The following is a 23,136-nucleotide window of genomic DNA, read 5'->3' on the forward strand; positions in this document are numbered from 1 at the left end:
AGCTGATCAGATCGTAGGTTCTTGATTTAGTTCCATTGAATTACGCAACAAAGCCTCTCAATGGCTTCAAATAATAATTGGGCTTGATCTTGGTTAGTGACGATGAAGTCTTCTTTCAGGCACATTGTTAATTCTGGAAGGGGTTGAGTAGTGAAAGGTTCAGTCATCGCGCCGACTACCCCATTATGTGAATAAAAACGATATGAACCAGAGCTGCTTTCGTTGCCATCTGGAGATTTAATGCTTGGGGTTGTTAGGTAGAAATTACAGTTGAAGACCATCTTTTGGATAATACTAATTTGTGGTGTGACTTGAATATCTATCCAAGAGCTTACTTGCGCTTTGATTTGATTCATCACCTCATGTTTATTAGGAGCAGCGGTGACTCGTGTTGCCAACAAAGCGGTTATGGTCAGTAACATTAAAAGCGATTTGTTCATCTTTAAGTGGCCTTGTGACAAAGTGACTTTTGTTTAATCAGTAAGTCACCGTTGTTTATTATTTGAGTTAATGATTAGCCGAATAAATGTTACTTGAAGAAGACTTTACTTGATAGAGGGGGAGAGAGCTTGATAATGGAACATGCTATTTGATTGGTTAAGTAATCGTTTTCTTCAATTTTTTAGAATACGATCGCGGTTTTAAAATCTGTCATTTTGTTGATTTGAAGTGTTACTAACTATTGTGTTATTAATGTTTAGCAAGTTTATTTGAATGATTTTTGTAAATTCTTTTAATGTAAGTGTGCGTAAGAAGGTAAGCAAACGTAAGCATTTAAGCGTCTAGATTTTCCGTTTTTGACGGGAAATCAATCAATAAATGAGCGTTTTTGTTGCTGAACGATGGTTTGTAAACGTGTATGTACAAAAGTGATTAATATGTTTTGGGTACGGTAAGTTAGTGACTTCAATAACAATATTGATGATATATGAACAGTATATATACTGCCCTCGCTTTTAATAAATGCTGGTGATAGAAATGTCGAAAACCAAAGTGCTGATTGTCGAAGATGACCAGGCGATAGCGCGTTTAACTACGCTTTACCTCGAAGCTGAAGGCTACAATGTTAGCGTTGTCCATGAAGGGGATTTGGCCATTGAAGCGATCCGCAGTATTGAACCCGATCTCGTTCTGTTGGACTTGATGCTTCCAGGAATGAGCGGCGCACAGATTTGCCGACAGGCTCGCGAATTTTATAATGGGATTATCTTAGTATTGACTGCCTCTGCTGATGAAATGAGTGAGGTTAGTTTGTTTAAGTTTGGCGCGGATGACTACGTAGCAAAACCTATTCGTGGTCATGCATTATTGGCACGAATTGAAGCACTATTGCGTCGCGCAGCCCCTGTCGTTGCTGAGCCTGACACGACCGCTGAAACCCCAGGTGAAATTGTGATCAACAGTACAGCTCAAAGTGCCACTCTGTATGGACAGAACCTAAAGCTCACCTCTGCCGAGTTTGAAATTCTAAATCTTCTTGTTAATAACATTTGTCAGGTCGTTACTCGAGATCAATGTTGCCAGCTATTTAGAGGTATTGATTATGCCTTTAACGACCGCTCTATTGATATGCGTGTTTCAGGGTTGCGCCGGAAGCTGCGTATGCATGCAAAAGATAAGCAGTTGATCCGTACGGTTCGTAACAAGGGGTATATGCTGGTTGTATAAGTCTATCGCGGTGAAACTTCGATCTGTTTCTATGTTTACTCGTTTGTACCTTGGAATTGTGGCAGGGATGTCGGCAACGATATTTTTGTTTTGGAACCTTGGTGAAGGGCACATGCGGCGTACCCAGATCGAAATATTCCTTAATGATGGCATCTACTTTTCTGAGCAGTATGTTCGTCAACACAACCGAGAAAACTCGCTATATAAAGAACTCGACAGAACAGGCTACCAGCAATTTTATATTTTCAATTTACGCCTGTTGGAGAATTGGTCGGGAGAGGCTCCGTGTCAACGATGCGAGTTATTTACCACCTTGAATGGTGTACCGGTATACCTAAGTGAAAATAATCTCTATTCGGCAGTATTTCAGCTACCAAATTCTAGGTTTAGCTTTGCGTTCAGTGAGGTAGGCGATTTCTTCTCACCTGAAATTGAGTGGTATGAATATTCAGAAAGAAACTTTCTTATTGGGCTTTTGTTGGCCGTTATCTTCGCTATTGGCGCAAGTGTTTACTTACCTGTTAGGCGTTTTCAAGAAAGAATAGAGTTACTTGTTGAGAAACAGAAGCAGTTTGGTAAGGGGAAGCTGAGTACTCGCTCTGACGTAGATGATATACACCCAGTGTCTGAGCTAGCCAAAAGTTTTAACTTCATGGCTGAGGAGATTGAGAGCAAAGTAAAACAAAGTCATATATTTGCTCAAGCGATTCCACATGAAGTCCGTACACCGCTAAGCCGTATTCAATTGGCGACGGATCTCTTAAGGCGGGAAGCTCCAGAGCATCATCAGGTTTTTTTCGATGATATTGATACCTACATCGGGGATATCAACGACCTCACGTCAGAAATTATCATGCTGTCGAAGTTGAATGTCATGGATAATTCTTTCTTCGAGCTTGTTAAAGTGAAAGCTGACCTTCGCGAGTATTGTTTAGATAGAATCCGTTACTCGGAGTTAGACAATGTTATTTTTGAGTCCAAAGTAAAGCTAGAGTGCAAAATTAAGTGTGATTGCTCGATGGCGCGTTTGGTTTTTGATAACGTGATTAAGAACGCTGGGAATTACACACAAGACAAAGTCTGGGTAACTCTGGACGAGAACTCAGAAAATTGGCTGGTTCTGATTGAAGACAATGGCTCTGGGATACCGGAGGACAGGCGTGAAGAAGTATTCCTTCCGTTTTCTCGCTTAGATTCTAGCAGAGCATCAGCAACTGGTGGGTTAGGGTTAGGTCTAGCGATAGCGATTTCAGCGGCTAAAAAGCTTTCTTGGGACATTCGGATCTGCGATAGCAATCGCGGTGGTGCCAAGTTCTGTATCTTAATCCCAAAGATCACGTAAATGATTTTAGTAAGAGACCAATTAGACTCTTAAAAATGAAAGCCACGGTTTAATATCGTGGCTTACTAATTTAATTAACTTACTAATTACCAATTATCATTCACTATCAATTGGCAAAATTTACCAAGTAGAAAATCAAGCTTAGATATTGTTGGCGCTTAAACGATGAAGGCCATAAATAGCATGATCTATGATACGGCCATTTAAGTTCTCGTTACGAGTTATGATACCTTCTAATGTGAAATGTAAGCGCTCACAAACCTTGCGACTACTCTGGTTGCCAGTTGCAGCTGATATCTCCACCTTTTCCATATCTAACTCATTGAAAGCAATATCAATGAGCTTCTCAACTACGCGTGTAACGATCCCGTTACCTTGGTAAGTCTCAGACAACCAATAGCCTATCGTGACTTTCTGTTTGCTGTGGTCAATGGTGTTAAAGCTACAGTTACCGACGATATTGTCTTTGTACACAATCGCACATGTCATGCTTTTGCCTTCCGCGTAATCATGTAGCGAGCGCTGGATGAAGATCCTAAAGTCCTGCTCTGTTTTGCAGTGCGGTGGCCATGCTAACCATTGGCTAAGATACTCATTTTGGCTTTGTGAAATTTCCGCGTAATGAAATGCGAAGTTCTCTTCAACCAGAGCGATGGATAACTCTTCATCGATAACTGTTTTAAACATGTTTTCCCTTTTCTTTTGGCTGATGATTTAAGTGTCTTTTGGTCGGCAGGTTATAATGTCACACAATTTTGAATATGCAACCACTTGTGGCACGAATTATTCGTGATACGCTAGATCTATCACGAAACACATTAAACCTTATAATAATTGCGGGTATGATCGTTAGTCATGTATTAGTATTAGCAGCCTAAATATATAAAAACTATAAAAATACTAGGCTTAAGTAATGATTCAACATTGCCAAGAGGTAACCGTAGACCTAAGAAAGGCTCTATTTGGTATTGCTAAGGCGCTTGATAACGTCGGTTTTGAAAGCAAAAACCATGGACAGAGGGTGGGTTACATCGCGTATCGATGTGCTCTGAGCGTGGGGTGGGAAGAGGAGCAGGCACAGCTCGCATTTTCGTTAGGGCTAATTCACGACTGCGGAGTGTCGCAAATAGACGAGCAACGTCGACTGAATTCGGGGTTTGTTCCCGACTCGACTTATTACCATTGTCAAAAGGGCTACCAAATTTTAAAGGAGTGCCCTGTTCTTTCTATATTTGCTAAGCCAGTTCTTTATCATCATACCCCTTGGTTAGATCTAAAGACTATGAATATCAGTGAATTAGAAAAGGAACTGGCTGCAGTTGTGATGCTTGCTGACAGAGTTGACTATCTATATGGCATAACAGCTTCTGATCGTTATGGGAACCTAACCCCAGACGGTAAAGCGAGCATTATTGGACGTTTGACTGAGCAAGCGGATGAGATGTTCGAAACCAATCTTGTACAGCACATGTGTGAGTTGGTCGATCTGGATGATTTTTGGTTCTCGATGGAGACCCCTTACATCGAGAATATGAGAGATAACTTTGAACCTGTGCCCTTTTTCTCTCAGCAAATGTCGCTGGATGAGACAGTCGCCTTTGCCGAGTTTATTGCTAATGTCGTTGATACGAAAAGCTCGTTCACTTTCAAGCACTCGTTGAAGGTAGGGCAACTTTCTGAATATCTAGCTAAACAACTTGGTTATTCACGCACAACGCAGAGAAAGCTCTATTTAGCTGGTTTAGTTCACGATATTGGCAAACTGCAAACCCCTGGTGACATTCTTCATAAGCCAGATTTGCTCACTGACGAAGAATACTGTTGTATTAAACGCCATGCGACAGATACTCGATTCGCGCTGCAGGAGCTATTTAGTTCGCCTCAGGTGTGTCAGTGGGCTTCCGATCACCATGAAAGGTTAGATGGTTCAGGCTATCCGATGGGTAAAACGGCTGAAGATTTAGATCAACCCAGTAGAATTGTTGCTGTAGTCGATGTATTCCAAGCATTAACCCAGTCTCGCCCCTATCGTAAAGGTATGACACTGGAAGAAACTCTAGCGATATTAACGGAACAAGTTGATAGTTATAAGTTGGATCGAGAAGTGTTTGAATGCCTTAGAAAACACGCAGAGTACTGTTTTGAACTATCGACGGACAAAAGAATGTACGCGTTTTAACTTTGGTCGTTTTTAGGATTCAACTCACCTTTAAATTTAAGGTAAATGGACTATCTACTTTATTCAAACAATGAAAAAGCCGACTGGGTGTTGCGCGAGTCGGCTTTTATTCACTTCTCTTTCTAGTCTTTATCTCTATCTACGCTCGATTAAAAAGCATCATCCACGATATCTTTAAGTCGATCGTAAGGCACATAGCCCGGTAGAAGCTGATCATTCATCATCATCGTTGGCGTTCCTGTTAAACCCAGAGCGCTAAAGGTTTGATGGTTAGTGGTTAGAACCTGGTTTTGTTCTTGAGTTGTTTTTAGTTCCGCTTCTGTGCCTGTCTTCTTGGCTACGGCTTCTAGTGAGCTTTTCGAGTGAATACCACTTTTTGCCATCAGCAGTCTGTTGACTTCAGGGAAGGCTGCTGGGTTATCTTTCCATACTTTCATCGCGTATAGAGCCGCATTGGTATCAAGGCCATCTACTTGTTGCTGCTTAAATGACAAGTACACGTTGATCACTTTAATGTCGCTGTTTTCAGAGGCTAATTGAACCAAGCCTTTTTCCAAGCGCTTACAGTAAGGGCAGTTGTAGTCAGTAAAGTTAACGATTACTGATTTGCCATTCGGGTTGCCCGTGATTGGGTGAGCGTCATTGTTATATAACCAGTCGTGACTCTCAGCTTGAGCTTTCTTTGCTTGCGCTTGGCCTGCGACATACTGCTCTAAACTGGTATGCAATCCTGAAATAGTAGAAGGATTCTCCTTCAGGAACTGGTTAATTTCTTCGAGTTGCTGGGTTTGTTCTGTGCTTAACTCAGCGAAGGCACTTGTACTCATTAGTGAGCCTAAAATCAGTGTGCTAATCAGATGTTTTTTTCATGTTGTTTATTCTCTAATTCTTGATAATCGTGAGCGCGTTTTGGGTCGCGCTCACGGTATTATTGTTTGTTAAATTGGCTTTAATCGGTTCATTTGCTCTGCTCTGTTTTTCTTTGTAAGCGAGTTATGCAAAGTAGGTTCTTAACCACAGGCCGATAGGGGAAGTAACGCCGGTTGCGATACTGCTGATCTTTCCATCTTTGATGATGACAATACTTGGCGTGACATTGACTCCCCAACTTCTGCTGATCGATCCAGAGAGATCATTGATAACAGGGAAGTCATACTCTTTGGCGTCTAAGAAGCGCTGAACACGTTCGTCAGGGCCGGATGAAAGTGCGACAGAAACTACTTGATGGGAGTCGCTGAAGCTATTAACCGTCGGGCTCACCAATTTGCACGCGCTACACCAAGTCGCCCAAAAATAGACAATAACGGGCTTACCGCTTTTGCTTAGCTCGATAACATCAATATCTTCCCCTTGGATCGACTGACCCACGATTGGTATCGCGTCTCCTTGAGGCATGCTTCTGCTGTGGTAAAAATCCATGGCAAACGAAACCACGCCAATGATCAGTATCATTGAAACGAGTTCCTTTCCCCATTTCTTAAGACGGCTTGGCTTTTTGGTTTCAGCCTTTACAGCGTTATCTTCAGCAGAGCTAGGCTTTTGTTCGTTGTTGGGCGTCTTCATCAATTATCTCGCAGCGTCGATGGCTTGAATAACAGTGTCACTGTCTAGAATTACGGGTAATGGAATACCATTTTTATAGCTCGGGCCATAAACGATATTAAATGGCACACCAAATCGCCCATTACTTTGTAAGTATTGAGTGACACTTTCACTTGGTGTTGTCCAATCGCCTTTCATCAAAACAATGTCTTCTTGTTGTAGGTGGCTGTAGACAGGATCTTGAAGAATGACGCTAATTTTGTTGGCTTTACAGGTGATACACCATTCAGCAGTCACGTCGACAAAGACTGTTTTTCCTTGCTCGACCAACTGAGGGATTTGTTTCGCATCCAGTTTCTGCCAATCAAGGTTATCGACAATTGGCGTTGCCCAGTTATCAGCAGTAACACTACCGACGATCAATGCAGCACCAAATACCAAGGTTGTGGTTGCCATGATAGGAATCAGTACCTTGCGTCCTAATTTCATGCCAATCCAAATTAACACTGAAACGACGATAAACAGTGACAACAAGATGGTTGGGAACTTGCCAACGAATGGGCTCAGCAGGCTTGTTAACCACAGACTGGTGATGAACATCATTAAGCCGAATACCAACTTAACTTTGAACATCCACGCGCCCGGTTTTGGTAGCAATTTAGTTAGGCTTGGGAATAACGCGAAGATCAACCAAGGTGCGCTCATACCAATACCGAGTGCGATAAAGATAGCCCACAACTCTTGGTAACTTGCGCCCAGAGCATAAGCCACTGCAGTTCCTAGGAATGGAGCACTGCAAGGCGTTGCCAATAGTGTCGCAAACATGCCTTGGATGAAGTGACCTGAATGTGAGTCGTCGCCTTTGGTTGCCATCCAAGTGTTCAAGCCTGATGGAAGCCTGAATTCGAATAGACCGAGCAGGTTAACTGAGAACAGTAGGGTAATGATCAGCATGAACCCGATGAACCAAACATTTTGGAACTGGATTCCCCAACCAATCGCATTGCCACCCATTTTCAGAACGGTCATGCCTAGAGCTAGTAGCGCAAACGAAGTGATAACCCCCGCAGCAGACGCTAGGAATGAGAGTCGGATATGGCGATTTGAAGCACCTTGGTTCTGAATGATGCTGTTTAACTTCATTCCTAATACGGGTAGAACACACGGCATGATGTTGAGGATTAAACCGCCCACTAACGCAAAACCAAGCATGACTAGAAAGCTGTTGTTGCTTGTTTGGTAAGCTATCGGGTCTGACCCAACTTGCGCGGTCATCTCTTCTGCAAAGTTAGTATCTGAAACGGTAATACTCACTGTGCGATCCGTTAAGTCGACCTCGCCGATCCAGTTACTCACATCGAATACTGCGGTCATTGTATTGTCTGTGATGTGGACGGTTGGTGGAGAGAAGAAGTCATCAAGCACTTCTTGCCCATCAATCAATACCATCGGTTTATCCCAGCCTTCCTTACTTGTTAGCTGAGTCACCAGTTGTTGTTTACTTTTATCCCAGAACAGGCCGTTCACTGAAGTGCGGTTAGCTTCTCGTGGAGATTGGCTCATGCCTTGATTGAACAAGAACATCGCTTCTTCATCGAGCTCTAATGTTTGCGGATCAATCGGCAGCTCGATGTCGTAATCGGTTAACACACAGATATTGGTACACGACGGAAAGGTGAACGACGCCTTGAACAGTGCTGGCTTTGTGTTGTCTTTCAGTGTCAACGTAACGGGAAAGCTGACGTGTTTTTTGTAGCCTAACGTCATCACGTCGAGTTGTTCGTAGTACTTAGGGATCGGCCAATGCCACTCTACCGATTCTATGTTTGTTGAACCAGACCAGTCCCAACTTGGCGGGATACCACCTTCGCCGGGGCTACGCCAATAGGTTTTCCAATCGCCATCGAGAACGACATCAAGCACCGTTTGAATCTTAGAACCGTCGTCCGATTGTTCACCCGTCGACATCATTCGCATCTTGACTGGTGGATGTTCAGGCACGCTGAGCCAGCCCGTCGTCTGTGCCAAAGCAGTAAATGACGTCATAACCAAAAGGGCAGTGACTAGCGCTTTCGCGCATGTACGCATGCAGAATGCCAACGAATCGACAAACTTAGTTAGTAGTGTGTTGTACACAAATGTATCTCCAAAAAATAAATAAAAGGGTGTAGTAGCCCGGTTATTTACTCTCTAAATATACAGTGCTTTAGATGTAAGCGGTGTTTTGTAGGTCGAGAAGAGCGATGGTTATCTCTAGACAATCTCGATATGTGTGGTGATAGGCTGTACGCAACAGCAATAAACAGGATAAAAGGAATCAGCCAACCTGTTTTAGGTGTTGCGAAGGTGAGCATTTTGGAGCTTAGGCTGCACGCGCTAGAGTTTGGCGCTGACAGAGTTTTAGAAGCTTCTGAACCAAAAACGCTGGCATAGAGCTCAGACATTTTATCGAAAGATGCGCCGATTGCTTGTGGGTGGCTGGTTTCTGCGCCGACAAGTATTGATTGTCCAATTAAGGAAGCTGAAGAAGTTACTTTGTTTGTAGAAAGCGTACTCGCCAGACAGGTTACGATAACCAGTCCGGTAAGGAACAGCGCCCAAAGCGAATGCTTTTGTCGGCGGTTCTGTTGAGATAAGAAAAGTAATGGTGTATTCAGCAAATCAGTCAGTAGTCGAATCAGTTAGTCGTTAGTCGCTCAAGCGAGCTTGTTGAATTGTGGCTAGCTTAAATAAGTTCTCTTCGAGTCACAAGTCATGAAATTGTTAAAGTGAAACGATGCATAAACGCGATATACCGTAGATACACGATGCATAAACAACAACTCACGCGAATACGACATTGAGTTCTAGATAAAGTTCACAACAACTGGAAGTTATCGCTAATTTATCCTGTATAGAATGCTCTATTCATCATGAGGAGATACAAAAAAGCCCAACAGATCGCAGATGGACATATTGGGCTTTAACCATTGGTGCTATTGGAAAGATTTAGTGAGAACGGCGAGGACCGTTGCGCACAAGGTCTTTACCATTTTCAAAGATTTCTTTAGTGATCCAGCGAGCGAGTAAAACCTTGTGACTGCTGTTGAATACTGCAACGAAATGACGACCATCAGAATTATTGGTGGCCATACCTACGCCTTCAACGTCTTCAAGACCTAAGCCCCCTGCTTCTACTGAAATTAGGAATTGCTCTAGCTCTTCTAGAGACTCAATAACATCAAGTTCGTTGTTCATTTTTATGCTCTTTTGCTGTGAGCCAACATAGGATTTAAGGCGATTTAGTACATGCACCTAAATGACGATATTGGCTGTTGTTCTTTGTTGGTTGCGTACTCTACAGGTCATAAGAGGGGATTGGAACTCTCAAATATTAGATACAGGCTGATAATTTGCAAAGTTTTAACACAACATACGTTTAAATGCTTGTTATCCATCTTCTTTTTACTACTATTTATAGGGTCAATTTAGACAATAATAGGAATTAGTATGATGAAGGTTTGGCGTTGTCTATTGTTAATGTTGGCGTTTGTCGCATTTGGAAGTTTTGCGCAAAGCGTCGATAAAATAGCAGAAGTACAAGACCAGCTAATGCTGGACCTCGCTACATTAGAAACAGCGCACGATGCTGAAAAGCCGTTTCTAGAAGACATATTGCGAAGAAAGAACCAAGCACTACGCAAAGAGATATCCTCCCAATTATCATCTGATAAGAAGCAAGGCTTAGACGCTGTTCTTGCCCAGCAAGTAGAGCTTTTACAGCATTTACTGTCATTGAACGAAGTTAAAATTGTCTCTATGAGCAAAGACAACCGTTCGGCTGAAGGGGATGCAAAAAAGCGTCTTGAATTGTTGATTCAAAAACGTATCGGAATGATGGATGACTACTATCAGCAACTTTCTAAGACCTTAAGTTGGTCAAAAGATCGAGGCGTTGATGTATCGGCTGCGGAAAGTCAGTTAAAAACCGCACTAGTTTCTCGTTCGCAATATCTGACAAATGCGATTCTCTACACAGACACGCAGCGTCAAGATTTAGAGCGCCGTTTGTCTTTTGTGAGTGAAGAAGAAAAGGCGACGATAAAAACTGAATTAATACGTTTCAGAGAACGAACCAGCGTTATGGTTGCCAGCTTAGAGAAAAGTATCTCCATGATGGTGCCATTTGGTGTGGATGTCACCTCGTACAAGCGTATTATATTAGCGACCACCGGCGACATTAACGCTGATGTATTGGATGTTGATGTTGCACTGGAGTTGTTGGATGGTTGGCTTCGTTCATTCAGTTCATGGGCTTTTGAAAATACCCCTTCATTTATCGTTAAACTCGCGCTTTTCCTCGGTATTTTGTATGTAACTCGCCTTATTGCTAATGTGGCTCGTAAAACCGTTCGTAAGAGTGTTTCGCACTCTAAAATGGACTTCAGTGTATTGATGCAGGACTTCTTTGTATCAATTGCATCTAAAGCGGTCGTGTTTGTTGGTTTGCTGATCGCCCTGTCTCAAATAGGGATTGAGCTAGCACCACTATTAACGGGTTTCGGTGTTGCGGGTGTCATCATTGGTTTTGCATTGCAAGATACGCTGTCTAACTTTGCATCGGGCTTGATGATCTTGATCTACCGTCCGTACGATGTTGGCGACATGGTCAAAGTCGCTGGTGTTCAAGGCACTGTAAAAGACATGAGCTTAGTATCGACAACCGTTCAAACCATCGATAACCAACGCTTGGTGATCCCAAACAACAAGATCTGGGGTGACGTGATCAACAACATCACAGCAGAGCGTGTGAGACGTGTTGATATGGTTTTTGGTATCGGTTACTCAGATGATATCGATAAAGCAAAATCGGTATTGAACGACATCATTCTTGCTCACCCTCTAGTGTTGAAAAAACCAGAGCATATGATCAAGCTTCACACCTTGAATACGTCTTCAGTTGATTTTGTTGTAAGACCTTGGGTTAAGACAGATGACTACTGGGAAGTGTATTGGGATGTGACGGAAACCGTGAAGAAACGCTTCGATGAAGAGGGCATCACGATTCCATTCCCTCAACGTGATGTACATGTTTACAATCACGAAGAGAGCTAATCCAAAAAAACTAAGTACGGCTTAAGGTCGATTTCTACTTAATGTGATATCAAATGGACGCTGAATAAGCGTCCATTTTTATTGGCTGCCAGTTTATACCAATCACAGTAAGTAAGTGATCAGAAATAGCGCAGGAAAAAGGCTTGAGAACAAGGCAGAAATTTTTGATAAGTAGTTATTCTACAATCAAAAGTTCTAACGCCGTTATCGAGCGTTTTAACCAGCTAGGGTGAACAGTTATTTACTACGATTGGTATTATATTGAGCTTCACTCTTTTAGGTAACTCAACCACCTTAGAATTACGTTATGATGGGGTAGGCTTAGTTTGGACAGTTGAAATCGAATGGATGATTCACAGCAAAAAACGAATGGTAGAAATACAACGGTAAGAAAAGCGACGCGAATCGAAAGCGTCATGAACTCTGCGATGTGGCATTTAACTCAGAGAGATATGACAGAAAGTGAGTTGGTAGCGAAGCTCAAAGTGAAAACCGACAATCAAGAATGGATTGATGAAACGTTGAATACTTTGAAAGGGTTTGGGTATCTCAAGTCTGACCAAATGTTTGCTGAACAATTCGTAGAACAAGCGTTCTCAGGTGAATTTGGTTCTCGGTATATTGTTGAAAAATTGAAAAAGAAAGGCCTGACGGACTCAGTGATTTCTGATGCTATCCATAAGGTGTCTTTCGAAAAGTCTATTGATGAACAAACTATCTTGATAGACCGAATCAACCACTACTACTCAAGCTTTACCATGAGCCGTGAAAAATTGGTTGCGACGCTGCAAAAGCGTGGCTTTAGCTATCAGCAAGTTAAGGTAGCGATTGACCAGCACCCACAAGCGCATGAACTGAAGAGTAATATTCAAATTAAGGCAGAGAAAGCCGATTTGGAAAAAGAAGTGCTTAAGTATGCTCGTAAAGGCAAAGGCTTGACTGCTATTCAGCAAGAGCTTAGACAGCGACAAATAGACACGAGCGAACTGTCATCGTTAGTCGATCGGTTAATTAACGAAGAGCAACTGGATTTTTACTCTTCGTGTTTAGAACAACTACAAAAGAAATCTTATGACCTCAACGATCACAAAGAGCGCTCAAAGGCTTACGCTATGCTAAGTCGAAAAGGCTTTTCGTCGGATGAAATTAAATTTGCTCTGAGTGAAGGTAACGAGTAGCCAGTGTCCTTAAACTCAAGAAATATAGAACTTTCAGAAATACAGAACCTTCAGATATAAAGAGCTGAAGGTCATCGAACACAGAATGATTTACAGGGTCAATAGATTGCTTTAACGCGTTGTGTGCAGGTTTTCTGTAATACCTAACCCATTACGCAACGCGAACTGAAGAAGGTCATTGTGGTTGTTCAAATCGAGTAATCCAAGCATTCTGTACTTATGCGATTCTATAGTTCGAGAGCTTAGATGGAGCTGTTCCGCACACTCTTTTGCACTTAGGCCTTGAGCAATAAGGGCCAACACTTTGGTCTGCTTCTTGGTGAGTAAGAGTAATTTGTCACTGTCATCTTCTAGCCGATTCTCATTTTGCTTTAATGTTCTGGCTAGCGTTGAGTGCTGCCAATAACAGAGCCAAAGCTCACAGACTAATTTTAAGCGCTGGATGTCTTCGAGAGCGAAAGTGGTATCGTTGTCGTGAAAGTTAGTAAAAGACAGTGCTCCCCAGCGTTGGTTAAAGAGTTGCAAAGGAATGATGCAGTGCCATCGGCCCCCTTCTTTGTATAACTGCTTTAATACGTAATTCTGAGTGTTCTCGAGGTCGTCTTTCGAAAACGCGAGATAAGTTTTTTTGGTCTTTAGCAGCTTTAAATAATCAAGATAGTTGCCACCAATGAGATTCTGTTTATTGACCGGGGGTATGTTCGCTTTCGATACTGAACAAGTCTTTCCGTCTTCCAGTAAGACCATTGAATTAGGGTAGAGTGTTAAACGATCCATCCCGAACCAATCGAGTACGTCAAAGCTCGCCTCTGACCAGGTGGTTTGAAAACACTGAGGATCGCTATTGATGAGAGTCGTCGATTGCTTCATCAACAATTGTTCAAAATTTAGGTTAGTAGCCGACATACCTTTCCTCTATCAATATATTCATCAGGTTAATATCCCGAAGACTATGCGTTCGTAAAGCACAGTGCAAGATAAGATGTTTACATTTTCGAGAGGTTCTAATTTTCGTTTTTTTATAACTCTTTAATCTAAATGTTAGGATGATAAGCGGTAGATCTACTGCATTAATTGAACGGTGTTTTTTAATAAAATCGGGCATTTATACAACCGAGTAAACACTGTGATAAGTTTAAGGGCGTTACTGAGTATTTCAGTCTCGATACTGACTTTTTTTCATCCTACTGCAAGCGCGAACGCATCCCCAATGTTTGTCTATGCGCAGTCACCTATTCATTCAAATGTGCTTTCAACACAACTTCGTTCTGCTCAGCCCAAAAGGGTGGGGACTATTGAGTTCAAGTCCTCTTATACCCAAGCCAGTATATGGGCACACACGAGTGCGTATTCGCTCGACTATTATCAAAACCAGTCAAATATTGCGATTGAGTGGCAAGCATCTCCAATTTGGAAAACCGAGCTGGATTATCGAGTTGTGACTGCAAAAGATAATGGTTTAGACAGTTTTGTGATGGGTTTTCACGATCTGTTTGGTATTGGACAAAATGGCCGTGATGAAGTGGCTGAAGATCAGTTCACCATGGATTTTAATCATGCAGGGGTTCATGTGTCTGATTTTGAGGGGGATGATTTAACCAATGCGCTGACTTTTTACAATGAGCTTCTGTTGCATTCTAGAGGGCCGATGTCGCTCTCTGCTGGTGGCTCTTTATTTTACAACAACGTAAAAAGTGGCCGGTTTGCCAGAACTAGCTTCGAACAAGGCGTCCAACTTAACTACAGCTTTATCACCTTAAGGCATAACTTTTTTTCAACGGTAGGTTTGGTTCACCGTAACGGTGATGACTACTTAGTTAGTTTAGAGGGGTTCAGCGCAAGTTGGGCATTAGGGTATGAGTATATGTTTAATGCTCGACACAGTTTGTTAGTTGAGTCTTTAAATTATCAAGGGTGGGCAACGGATGAACCAGATTTCTCAGAGCCGTCTAATGAAGTGGTGCTCGGTTATAGGTACCGATTCAATAGGTTTAGTTTAGAAGCCTTGATGACAGAGAATATTCGCAATATGGATAACAGCACTGATATTGGGTTTACGATTGGGTTGCGCTTCTCAATATAAAAGTAATATCAACATATCATTATGTAATTAAATTCATCGCAACGATAAAATTCCAGTAGTTTTACGGTATATCCACAACACAAATTTTTGAACAATAGCGCTACTCCAAAAGGCCGGACTAACAAGGCCGAATCAATATATAGGTAGTGGTTATTATGAAAAAGACATTAGTAGCACTTGCGATTGCAAGCATTTCAAGTTCAGCTTTCGCGGTAAATACAAGCAGCCAAAACAGCCAGAATGAAGACATGTTCGCATTTGATTCAATGCATAAAGATCAATTTTCAGTATCTGGTGCTATGGGTGTTGGCGGTTACTACGATACTGGTTCTAAAGCATTCTACGATGACTGGGCTACAGGCCTAACACTTGCAGTAAACTACCGTAACAACCGTATTGTTGGTTACTTCGAAACAGACTTGATGGTGAACTACACAACAGACAATAACGTTTCAGCGAATGATTCCGTTAACTACAAGTGGACAAATGGCATCGATACTGGCCCTGCTGCTGATGTAGACAAAGCTTGGCTTGGTTTTGACACTGGTTTCGGTATCGCTTCATTCGGTTGGGAAAATGATACAGCACTAGATAAAGTTGACGGTGCTGGTGATAACACTTACGAGTTTGGCGCTTCTGCTGGTGATGCTTCTGACGGCTTCAATGTTGTTAAGTTCCAGGGTGCAACAAGCGGTATCGCTTACGGTATCTCTTACTTCGAAACGAAAGATTCTCGTAACAATGATAAGTTCGACAAAGGTGTGAACGGCTACATCGGTCTAGAGCAAGAAGTATTCAACCTATACGCAGGTTACGAAAACCGTGATTACGAAGCTAATTACGAAGTTTACACGGTAACTGGTAACGTAAAAATTGGTGACCTAACACTAGGTATGAACTCTTGGATTGATGACGCAGATTCTGAGAAAGACACGGGTTACTACGTTTCAGGTGGTTACGCGGTTTCTGAAGACCTAACAATTGCAGCTGGTTACGCCTCTAACAGCAATGAACTTGATGGCCAAGCGGACGTAGATGCTTCTTACATCAACATCGCGGTAATGTACCGTATTGCAGACAACGCTGACATGGGTATTGATATCAAACAAGATATTGATGGTGCACGCATGGGTTCAACTAGCGCACAGTACGACGAAGAAACACACGTATTCGCAGCAGCTTACTACTACTTCTAAGCTCTTAATAGCTTAATAGCTTAATAGCTTAATAGCTTAATAGCTTAATAGCTTTGAGAGCTTAAGAACTTTAAATCTGATTGCTATGGTGTGTCGCATGCCCGGTCGTTACACCATGTTCTCTTCGTTTTGCCGTTTAAGTATCCAACCGATATGTGGTTTGGCACTCAGTGTTATGAGTGGAATGATAATCTGGAGAATGTAATGGTTAAGAGCATTACTGCCAAGGGTGTTATTTACGGAAATGACACTCTGTTTACATGTAAACCGAATCGAAATGGATTATTTGAATTGGCGCGTAAACATGGAAGAGTTGCAGGTACTCGCCCGCAAGATCTCAAGAACAAGGTTTATGCTGAATCTCTTGATGAAGCTTGGAATTTACTCAAAACAGAAAAGTTTTATATTGTTTTGACAGGGCAGATATGTGGTATTCATAGGAAATCACTAAGAAGCCTTGATTCTGTCGACATTATTTTTGATGTTCAATCTCGTTTAAATTGTGTCACTGTGTAGGGCCGATGCTGTAAATAAAAAGGACGATTAAATATCGTCCTTTTTTTCGTTTGAGTTTTTTGGTTCAACCTTGATTACAGATGCTCAGCACCCTCTATCGGCCGTATTGCCCAACGATAAAGTGTTCAAACTCGTCACACATCTGATGGTTTGACTTATCATTATTCGCCAACTCGGTTGTCCCATCAACGATTGATATCTTCGCATTCAAATCGGCGACTGGTGCTCGCTCTCTTGTCGACAGCTGTTTGATTTTTTGATCTTCAATAGCCCAAGCTTCTTCTGGCGATAAGTTGCATTCGTCAGCGAGGTACTTGGCATTAAAACCTTCCCCAGTCAGGCTTTCGATTGTCCCATTATGATTCACACTATTGCCTTGGTGCCAATAGTGCTTAGCTAACAAAGGGCCGATCTCTGGGTTATCCGTTAAGTAGCCAAACTTATCGGTGAAATAAGCACGTGTTTGATACACCGCCATGTGTGCCAATAGGTAGCCCTGGTAAGCGCATGAGGCTTCATCCGACAGTAGATGTGGAATCGCCATCAATGGGCGAGGGCTACAAGCCAATCCCAGAATCGTTTTCTCGCTGCTACGAGCAAGATCAGTGATCTTTTCAGGGGTTAGATCTTCATCCGCCAATTCGTAAAGTGCTCGTTCGAAATAGGGAACAACAAGAATGCTTCGTTCTTGGTAGGCTCTGAACGGTTGTTTGTTATCGATGATGGCTTTGATTAGCTCATCAGGTACTGCTTGGCCTTCTGAATCCAGGGCATACTGTTTTAGCCAATCGGCGTCATTCAATAAGCTGTCACAGAACATGGATTGAGTTTCGGCATAAGCCATCGATGTTGGTGCAAATTCTTGAGAGAAACAAGGCGCGTTCATTTTAACATTAGCGAAATGCGCAGCGTGGCCGCCCTCGTGAAATAGTGTGTTGATACCATCATAGCCGCTGCCGATTTGGTCGGGCTTGGCGTTGCTCGTGAAGTTAACTTGAGCCGATACCCATTTGTCTTGATCGTAGAAAGAAGGTATTGGCCCATGACAGAAACCGTTTGGATACTTTCCTTTACGATCAAGTAAATCTAATTTCAATGTTGCTTGTGAGTATTCGATATTAAGACGACCAAAAGACTCAACCCAACGCCTTAGTGACTTTGAAAATGGAACATAAGGGTCTAAGTCATTCATGACGTCACCTGCAAAAGAGTAGGTGAAATTATGGGCTTCTAGAGCGCTCTGACCTTTTTTCTGAGTTAAGATCTCTAGGCTTTGTTGATGGTTATCTCGCGTGCGAACTTCAAAGTCATCCAGAATTGTAAACAGTTGCTCAGTTGTCATCTGCTCGGTTTTAACGACGGAATAGTCAAAAAAGGTTTTGAAACCCAGCGATTGAGCAAACTGGTTGCGTTTTTTGATGAGTTCAATGAAGCCGTTAGCCAGCAGCCACTGCTCTAAACCTAGTAGTGTTTGGTGAGCTGAAAGCCTAACTTTTTCATTACTATTGGTTCTTATTGTTGAACCTAGAACCGGTAACGACCCTTCAGTGTCGTCGCCCGCTTCATTCACGTAAGTCATTACATGATTCTGTTTTTTCTCAAACAGTTCAGCCTCAAACTTTATGAGTTCGGCTTTAAGCTTCTGTGACTGCTCAGACTCAATAGCGTGAGATCTAAAGGTTGCTAACCAACCATTCAAGCCTGTTAGCGTGCTCTCTTTTTCTTGAGGGTCTTGAATTTCTTCGATAGTAGCTAGCTGCGTTTCGATAGCAGCAATTTGCTCGGCAGAGCTAAGAAATTCAGTCCATTGGGTCTGCGCGAGTGTCGAGCCATCATGGTCGTCACTGATCCCCATATAAGTATCCCAAAAGAAGTCTTCTTTCGCTTTATGAGTCGCAAGATACTTTTGGTTCAATTGGTTGAGATAGTTCGTTGCAGTCATGGACGTTCCTTGTAAATTATTCATTAATTTCAACATTATGACATATTCATGGGGTGTATTGTGTGACTACAGATATAACAGAGTGCAACTCTTCTTAGTATCAAGTTTGTTAATCTTATCTTTGAGCAATATTTTTAGTTTTATAGATGTAAATCGAGCGGTTATTGGTCGATTGGTCACGTATAATGCACGCTCCATATCGCACGAAATAAGCACAAATAATGAGAACTCTTCCTGTCTTAATCCTACCTTTGTTATTGGCTCTTGGTACCTTTTCATTTTCTGCGCAAGGGAGTGAAAGCTGGTGGTTGCGAACGGTATTCAATAGCAACCCAACTCAACCGAGTTCTCAAAACTATATTAACGATATCGATCTTATGGATTGTGGCGAAGTTGAAGGCACTCTGTTGTGCAGTGACCTCACTCAATATTACGATTTGGATGTTTATGTTGAACTGGAGTTGGGCGACTCAAGCGTTGAAACGGTTCGCTTAAATCTGCCATATTCGAACCTAAGTTACACAAAGCTTCAGGCGTACCTTCGCCAAGATGGCTTTGCTATTAGCTCAATTCGCATTGGAGAGGATGAGTTTGATGTCGTCGCTCAACTTGAACAAGCAAAACGTGAGGGAGTTGGTTACAACAAGGTAGATAAACAACTCGTCGAATTTATCAATGCACCACATCATTCCTCTGAGCAAATGAGTTTATGGAATGTGCCTAGTTCTTCTTCATCTTCTTCTCGTTCTTCAGCTCCTTGGATTCAGTTACATAGTGATGGCGACAACTTAACGGTTGAACTAAATCGTCTTTAATTGCTCAAATTTATAGATGGTTTCGTCATTCATCAGAGTAAACAAGCCTTTCAGGAGAACGGCTCACGGGCAGACAGCAAGTTATAATTCATTTAAGTGTTCGTTTTTCTGTGGCTCTCACATTTTTAGTAAGCGTTTACCTTTGCCATTTGTTATACGTTGAGCCTTCGGTAAAACGAGCTTAGGATACGTTCAGTATTGATAAAGGAGACAACCCATGGTTGCAAAAGTAACGGTAGCGCCACAAGGCCCAGAACTTTCTGAGCTGGTGCAAGGATACTGGCGTACAGCTGAGTGGGGTATGACCCCGCAACAACGTCTGACTTTCCTAAAGCAGCACATTGATCTTGGCATCACAACGGTTGATCACGCGGACATTTACGGTAACTACCAATGTGAAAAGTTGTTTGGTGAAGCATTAGCGCTTGAGCCGAGCCTTCGAGATGATATTCAAATCGTCACCAAGTGCGACATCAACTTGTGTGGTGACCACACTCCAGATCGCAAGATCAATCACTATGACACCAGCGCGCACCATATTTACCAATCAGTAAATAACTCTCTAGAGCGTTTGGGTGTAACCGAACTTGATGTATTACTGATTCATCGCCCTGACGTATTGATGGACGCGGATGAAGTAGCAGAAGCGTTCGCTGAACTACATAAGGTAGGTAAAGTTAAGCACTTCGGTGTCTCTAACTTTTCACCGCGTCAGTTCGACTTACTGCAATCTCGACTAGGTAAGCCACTAGTGACTAACCAAGTTGAAATCAACCCATTGAACTTCGAAGTGGCTCATGATGGCACGCTAGATCAACTGCAGATGAACCGTATTCGTCCAATGGCGTGGTCTTGTCTCGGTGGTGGTAGCATCTTTAGTGGCGATTCAGCACAAGCGATTCGTGTTCGTGATGAACTAGAAGCCATTCGCCAAGAAGTGGGTGCAGATAGTATTGACCAAGTAATTTACGCTTGGGTTCGTCGATTACCGTCTAATCCGATTACTATTATTGGTTCAGGTAAGATTGAGCGTGTGAAAACGGCCGTTGATGCACTGAAAATCGAACTGACGCGCGAGCAATGGTATCGCGTTTGGGTTGCCTCTAAAGGTCACGGTGTGCCATAGAAAGCAATTCGTATAGAAGTCAAAGCCAGCTAACAAAGCTGGCTTTTTTGTGTTCGCCTAACCTATTTCTTCAAAACTGTGATTAAAGTGGAATAATTTTCAAAAACACTCATAATGCACTCTGTTTTTCACCAGTTGGATATTTCCATTGAGCACTTCAAAATTCTCTTCAATCGCCCTTAAACCAGAGCTTCTAAATACGTTAGATTCTCTTGGTTATACTGAAATGACGCCTATTCAAGCGTTAAGTCTTCCTACTATTCTGGATGGCAAGGATGTTATCGGTCAGGGTAAAACGGGTTCAGGTAAAACAGCTGCTTTTGGTTTAGGCGTGCTGCAAAACCTACGCGTTAAGCGTTTCCGTGTTCAGTCTTTAGTGTTATGTCCGACTCGTGAGCTAGCAGACCAAGTAGCAAAAGAGATCCGTACTCTTGCTCGTGGTATTCACAATATTAAAGTGCTGACACTATGTGGCGGTATGCCAATGGGCCCACAAATTGGTTCATTAGAGCATGGCGCACACATTCTTGTGGGCACTCCTGGTCGTATCCTGGACCACCTAGAGAGAGACCGTATTGACCTGTCTGAGTTGAACACACTTGTGTTAGATGAAGCCGACCGCATGTTGGAAATGGGTTTCCAAGATGCACTAGATGCTGTTATTGAAGCAGCACCAAAAGATCGTCAAACGTTATTGTTCAGTGCAACTTTCCCTAAACAGATTAAATCTGTTGCAGACCGCATCATGAATAACCCTGAAATGGTGAAGGTTGAATCAACACACGATCACTCAAGCATCCAGCAACACTTTTATAAGGTTGAAGGTACTGAAGCTCGTGATGACGCACTAGAGCTAATGCTTCTTCATCATCAACCAGAGTCAGCGGTTGTGTTCTGTAATACTAAGAAAGAAGTACAGAACGTAAACGACGAGCTAAGCCACCGTGGCTTCAGTGTTATTGAGCTTCATGGCGACATGGAACAGCGTGAACGTGACCAAGCTTTGGTTCAGTTCTCAAATAAAACCATCTCTATCTTGGTTGCAACAGATGTTGCTGCTCGTGGTCTTGATGTTGATAACCTAGATGCTGTGTTCAACTTTGAGTTGTCTCGCGATCCTGAAGTTCACGTACACCGCATCGGTCGTACTGGTCGTGCAGGAAGTAAAGGTGTTGCAATTAGCTTCTTTAGTGAAAAAGAGATGCACCGTGTTGCTCAAATTGATGAGTACATGGATATGCCAATCGAACCGTCTCAGTTGCCAGCTAAACCAATTGCTAAGCCGTACTACTCAAACATGGTAACTATCCAGATTGATGGTGGTAAGAAAGCGAAACTTCGCGCAGGTGATATCCTTGGTGCGTTGACAGGCCAAGGCGGTATTGATGGTAAATCAGTAGGTAAGATCAACTTGTTCGCGATGCGCGCTTACGTTGCTGTAGAAAGATCAATGGCTAAGAAAGCATTAGGCAAAATCGAATCAGGTAAGATGAAGGGTCGTCAATTCCGCGCCCGAATTCTGAAATAATTCGAGATTGAATCCCTTTGCTGCGATATGTCTAATTAACGAGATTGCTACTTAATGACATTGCAGTAAAGGGTGTTCCACAAAATGCCACTCAAGTTTACTCTCTTAGGTTTATCGACCTAGTTCTCTATACCAAAGCATTATTCATCGGGTCTTATCGAATAAAGATCGTTGATATGTTTTCCCTCGCTAAGATACCAAGTCATCGCTTCCTTTCGATTGTGAACCAATATCGTTATTGTGGTTATTGAACCATCGTCAAAATAACAAAGCTCATATTCTAAATCGCTTGGATGATCAGGAATAGCGGCCATAGCTCCCCTCCCAAATATCAATCATTTGAAATACGCCAACCCAACTCATTTATAGGGCTCGTATTGCGTCAAATGAGTAATAAAAATCAAGTTACATCACTGCCATTAATTATTTTTAGTTTAATCATTTGCCGAAATAGTTAGATTAGCAAGTCTGAGTCTCAATTTATCCGAAAGTTTTTACGAGAACCCGATTTTGTAGCTAATGTTATAAGATCGTCTTGAGGTTCGTTGTTGAGTAAAATGTTGTGAGAGGGTGTAATGAGAAAGTGTCGCTGGCTAGTCTTATTAAGCTGTTTTCTATTCTTTGGCTGCGGGACTAAATTTGCCTATAACAATATAAGCTGGTTTGTCGTTAGCTATATTGAAGACTTTGTAACTCTTTCCAATAGTCAGGAATCAGAGCTCGAAGAGCGCCTCGATTTATTACAGCAATGGCATAAAGAAACTCAACTGCCGTTATATATTTCGCAATTAGAAGTGATCCAAAACACAGATCGTTCTGATATGAATTCTGCTTTTATCACTGAACAAAGTGACCAAATTAAAGACCATATTGGCTTTGTTGCGTAATTCAATGGAACTAAATCAAGAACCTACGATCTGATCAGCT

20 protein-coding genes and 2 pseudogenes are annotated in these 23,136 nt (G+C 42.3%); 12 read left to right on the plus strand and 10 right to left on the minus strand.

Going from position 1 to position 23,136, the window contains the following annotated elements; genetic code table 11:
* Positions 1–56: 56 nt before the first annotated feature.
* Positions 57–440, minus strand: a pseudogene (locus ACED28_RS20455) (hypothetical protein); the annotation flags it as partial.
* A 538-nt stretch (positions 441–978) separates the two neighbouring features.
* Between ACED28_RS20455 and ACED28_RS20460 the strand changes: the two are divergent.
* Positions 979–1,668 (plus strand): response regulator transcription factor, encoded by a 690-nt coding sequence (locus ACED28_RS20460; protein ID WP_029222829.1) that lies wholly within the window; start codon positions 979–981, stop codon positions 1,666–1,668.
* Positions 1,661–3,010, plus strand: a complete 1,350-nt coding sequence (locus ACED28_RS20465; RefSeq protein ID WP_371710615.1) for a sensor histidine kinase — start codon at positions 1,661–1,663, stop codon at positions 3,008–3,010. The genes ACED28_RS20460 and ACED28_RS20465 overlap by 8 nt, the downstream gene beginning before the upstream one ends.
* A 141-nt stretch (positions 3,011–3,151) precedes the next feature.
* Here the strand turns inward: ACED28_RS20465 and ACED28_RS20470 are convergent, their stop codons facing one another.
* Positions 3,152–3,697 (minus strand): GNAT family N-acetyltransferase, encoded by a 546-nt coding sequence (locus ACED28_RS20470; RefSeq protein WP_371710616.1) that lies wholly within the window; start codon positions 3,695–3,697, stop codon positions 3,152–3,154.
* Between the two features lie 226 nt (positions 3,698–3,923).
* On the opposite strand from ACED28_RS20470, the gene ACED28_RS20475 reads away from it, so the two are divergent.
* Entirely contained in the window at positions 3,924–5,189 is a 1,266-nt protein-coding gene (locus ACED28_RS20475; RefSeq protein ID WP_017099770.1) for an HD-GYP domain-containing protein, read from the plus strand.
* A gap of 149 nt (positions 5,190–5,338) precedes the next feature.
* On the opposite strand, the gene ACED28_RS20480 is transcribed toward ACED28_RS20475, so the two are convergent.
* The 5 genes from ACED28_RS20480 to ACED28_RS20500 all read right to left on the minus strand — a co-directional run bounded on the left by ACED28_RS20480 (position 5,339) and on the right by ACED28_RS20500 (position 9,968).
* Complete coding sequence (locus ACED28_RS20480; RefSeq protein ID WP_371710617.1) at positions 5,339–6,016, minus strand: DsbA family protein; 678 nt, start codon at positions 6,014–6,016, stop codon at positions 5,339–5,341.
* A gap of 166 nt (positions 6,017–6,182) precedes the next feature.
* Positions 6,183–6,752, minus strand: a complete 570-nt coding sequence (locus ACED28_RS20485; RefSeq protein WP_371710618.1) for a protein disulfide oxidoreductase — start codon at positions 6,750–6,752, stop codon at positions 6,183–6,185.
* Positions 6,753–6,755: 3 nt separating this feature from the next.
* Positions 6,756–8,819, minus strand: coding sequence for a protein-disulfide reductase DsbD family protein (locus tag ACED28_RS20490; protein ID WP_371710625.1), 2,064 nt, complete (start codon positions 8,817–8,819; stop codon positions 6,756–6,758).
* Positions 8,820–8,914: 95 nt separating this feature from the next.
* Positions 8,915–9,391, minus strand: a complete 477-nt coding sequence (locus ACED28_RS20495) for a hypothetical protein (RefSeq protein WP_371710619.1) — start codon at positions 9,389–9,391, stop codon at positions 8,915–8,917.
* Between the two features lie 328 nt (positions 9,392–9,719).
* A complete protein-coding gene (locus ACED28_RS20500) occupies positions 9,720–9,968 on the minus strand; it encodes a hypothetical protein (protein WP_009844760.1) in 249 nt (82 codons plus the stop codon).
* Between the two features lie 252 nt (positions 9,969–10,220).
* Between ACED28_RS20500 and ACED28_RS20505 the strand changes: the two genes are divergently transcribed.
* Both ACED28_RS20505 and ACED28_RS20510 read left to right on the plus strand, forming a co-directional pair.
* Entirely contained in the window at positions 10,221–11,825 is a 1,605-nt protein-coding gene (locus ACED28_RS20505) for a mechanosensitive ion channel family protein (RefSeq protein ID WP_371710620.1), read from the plus strand.
* 344 nt (positions 11,826–12,169) lie between these two features.
* Positions 12,170–13,003 (plus strand): RecX family transcriptional regulator, encoded by an 834-nt coding sequence (locus tag ACED28_RS20510; protein WP_009844762.1) that lies wholly within the window; start codon positions 12,170–12,172, stop codon positions 13,001–13,003.
* A gap of 111 nt (positions 13,004–13,114) precedes the next feature.
* Here ACED28_RS20510 and ACED28_RS20515 read toward each other — a convergent pair whose 3' ends face one another.
* A complete protein-coding gene (locus ACED28_RS20515) occupies positions 13,115–13,909 on the minus strand; it encodes a response regulator transcription factor (protein ID WP_371710621.1) in 795 nt (264 codons plus the stop codon).
* A 304-nt stretch (positions 13,910–14,213) separates the two neighbouring features.
* Between ACED28_RS20515 and ACED28_RS20520 the strand changes: the two genes are divergently transcribed.
* From ACED28_RS20520 to ACED28_RS20530, 3 genes are all read left to right on the plus strand, one after another.
* A complete protein-coding gene (locus ACED28_RS20520; protein ID WP_371703128.1) occupies positions 14,214–15,086 on the plus strand; it encodes a DUF3187 family protein in 873 nt (290 codons plus the stop codon).
* Positions 15,087–15,241: 155 nt separating this feature from the next.
* A complete protein-coding gene (locus ACED28_RS20525) occupies positions 15,242–16,282 on the plus strand; it encodes a porin (RefSeq protein WP_371710622.1) in 1,041 nt (346 codons plus the stop codon).
* 204 nt (positions 16,283–16,486) lie between these two features.
* A complete protein-coding gene (locus tag ACED28_RS20530; RefSeq protein ID WP_029222827.1) occupies positions 16,487–16,798 on the plus strand; it encodes a hypothetical protein in 312 nt (103 codons plus the stop codon).
* Between the two features lie 94 nt (positions 16,799–16,892).
* Here ACED28_RS20530 and ACED28_RS20535 read toward each other — a convergent pair whose 3' ends face one another.
* Positions 16,893–18,740, minus strand: a complete 1,848-nt coding sequence (locus ACED28_RS20535; protein WP_371710623.1) for a M3 family metallopeptidase — start codon at positions 18,738–18,740, stop codon at positions 16,893–16,895.
* A 221-nt stretch (positions 18,741–18,961) separates the two neighbouring features.
* On the opposite strand from ACED28_RS20535, the gene ACED28_RS20540 reads away from it, so the two are divergent.
* The 3 genes from ACED28_RS20540 (at position 18,962) to dbpA (ending at position 22,209) form a co-directional block, all read left to right on the plus strand.
* On the plus strand, positions 18,962–19,555 hold the full coding sequence (locus ACED28_RS20540; RefSeq protein ID WP_371710624.1) for a hypothetical protein: 594 nt from the start codon (positions 18,962–18,964) through the stop codon (positions 19,553–19,555).
* A 217-nt stretch (positions 19,556–19,772) separates the two neighbouring features.
* On the plus strand, positions 19,773–20,681 hold the full coding sequence (locus tag ACED28_RS20545; protein WP_017098583.1) for an aldo/keto reductase family oxidoreductase: 909 nt from the start codon (positions 19,773–19,775) through the stop codon (positions 20,679–20,681).
* 148 nt (positions 20,682–20,829) lie between these two features.
* Positions 20,830–22,209: an ATP-dependent RNA helicase DbpA gene (gene dbpA, locus ACED28_RS20550; protein WP_009844770.1), complete on the plus strand. Its 1,380-nt coding sequence runs from the start codon at positions 20,830–20,832 to the stop codon at positions 22,207–22,209.
* Between the two features lie 140 nt (positions 22,210–22,349).
* On the opposite strand, the gene ACED28_RS20555 is transcribed toward dbpA, so the two are convergent.
* Positions 22,350–22,523 carry a hypothetical protein gene (locus ACED28_RS20555; protein WP_009844771.1) on the minus strand — a complete coding sequence of 58 codons (174 nt, stop codon included), beginning with the start codon at positions 22,521–22,523 and terminating at the stop codon, positions 22,350–22,352.
* A 261-nt stretch (positions 22,524–22,784) separates the two neighbouring features.
* Here ACED28_RS20555 and ACED28_RS20560 point away from each other — a divergent pair.
* A pseudogene (locus tag ACED28_RS20560) lies at positions 22,785–23,081 on the plus strand (DNA polymerase III subunit alpha); the annotation flags it as partial.
* Between the last annotated feature and the right edge of the window lie 55 nt (positions 23,082–23,136).

It is taken from the genome of Vibrio sp. 1F253 (genome assembly GCF_041439295.1).
Lineage (GTDB): Bacteria > Pseudomonadota > Gammaproteobacteria > Enterobacterales > Vibrionaceae > Vibrio > Vibrio tasmaniensis_A.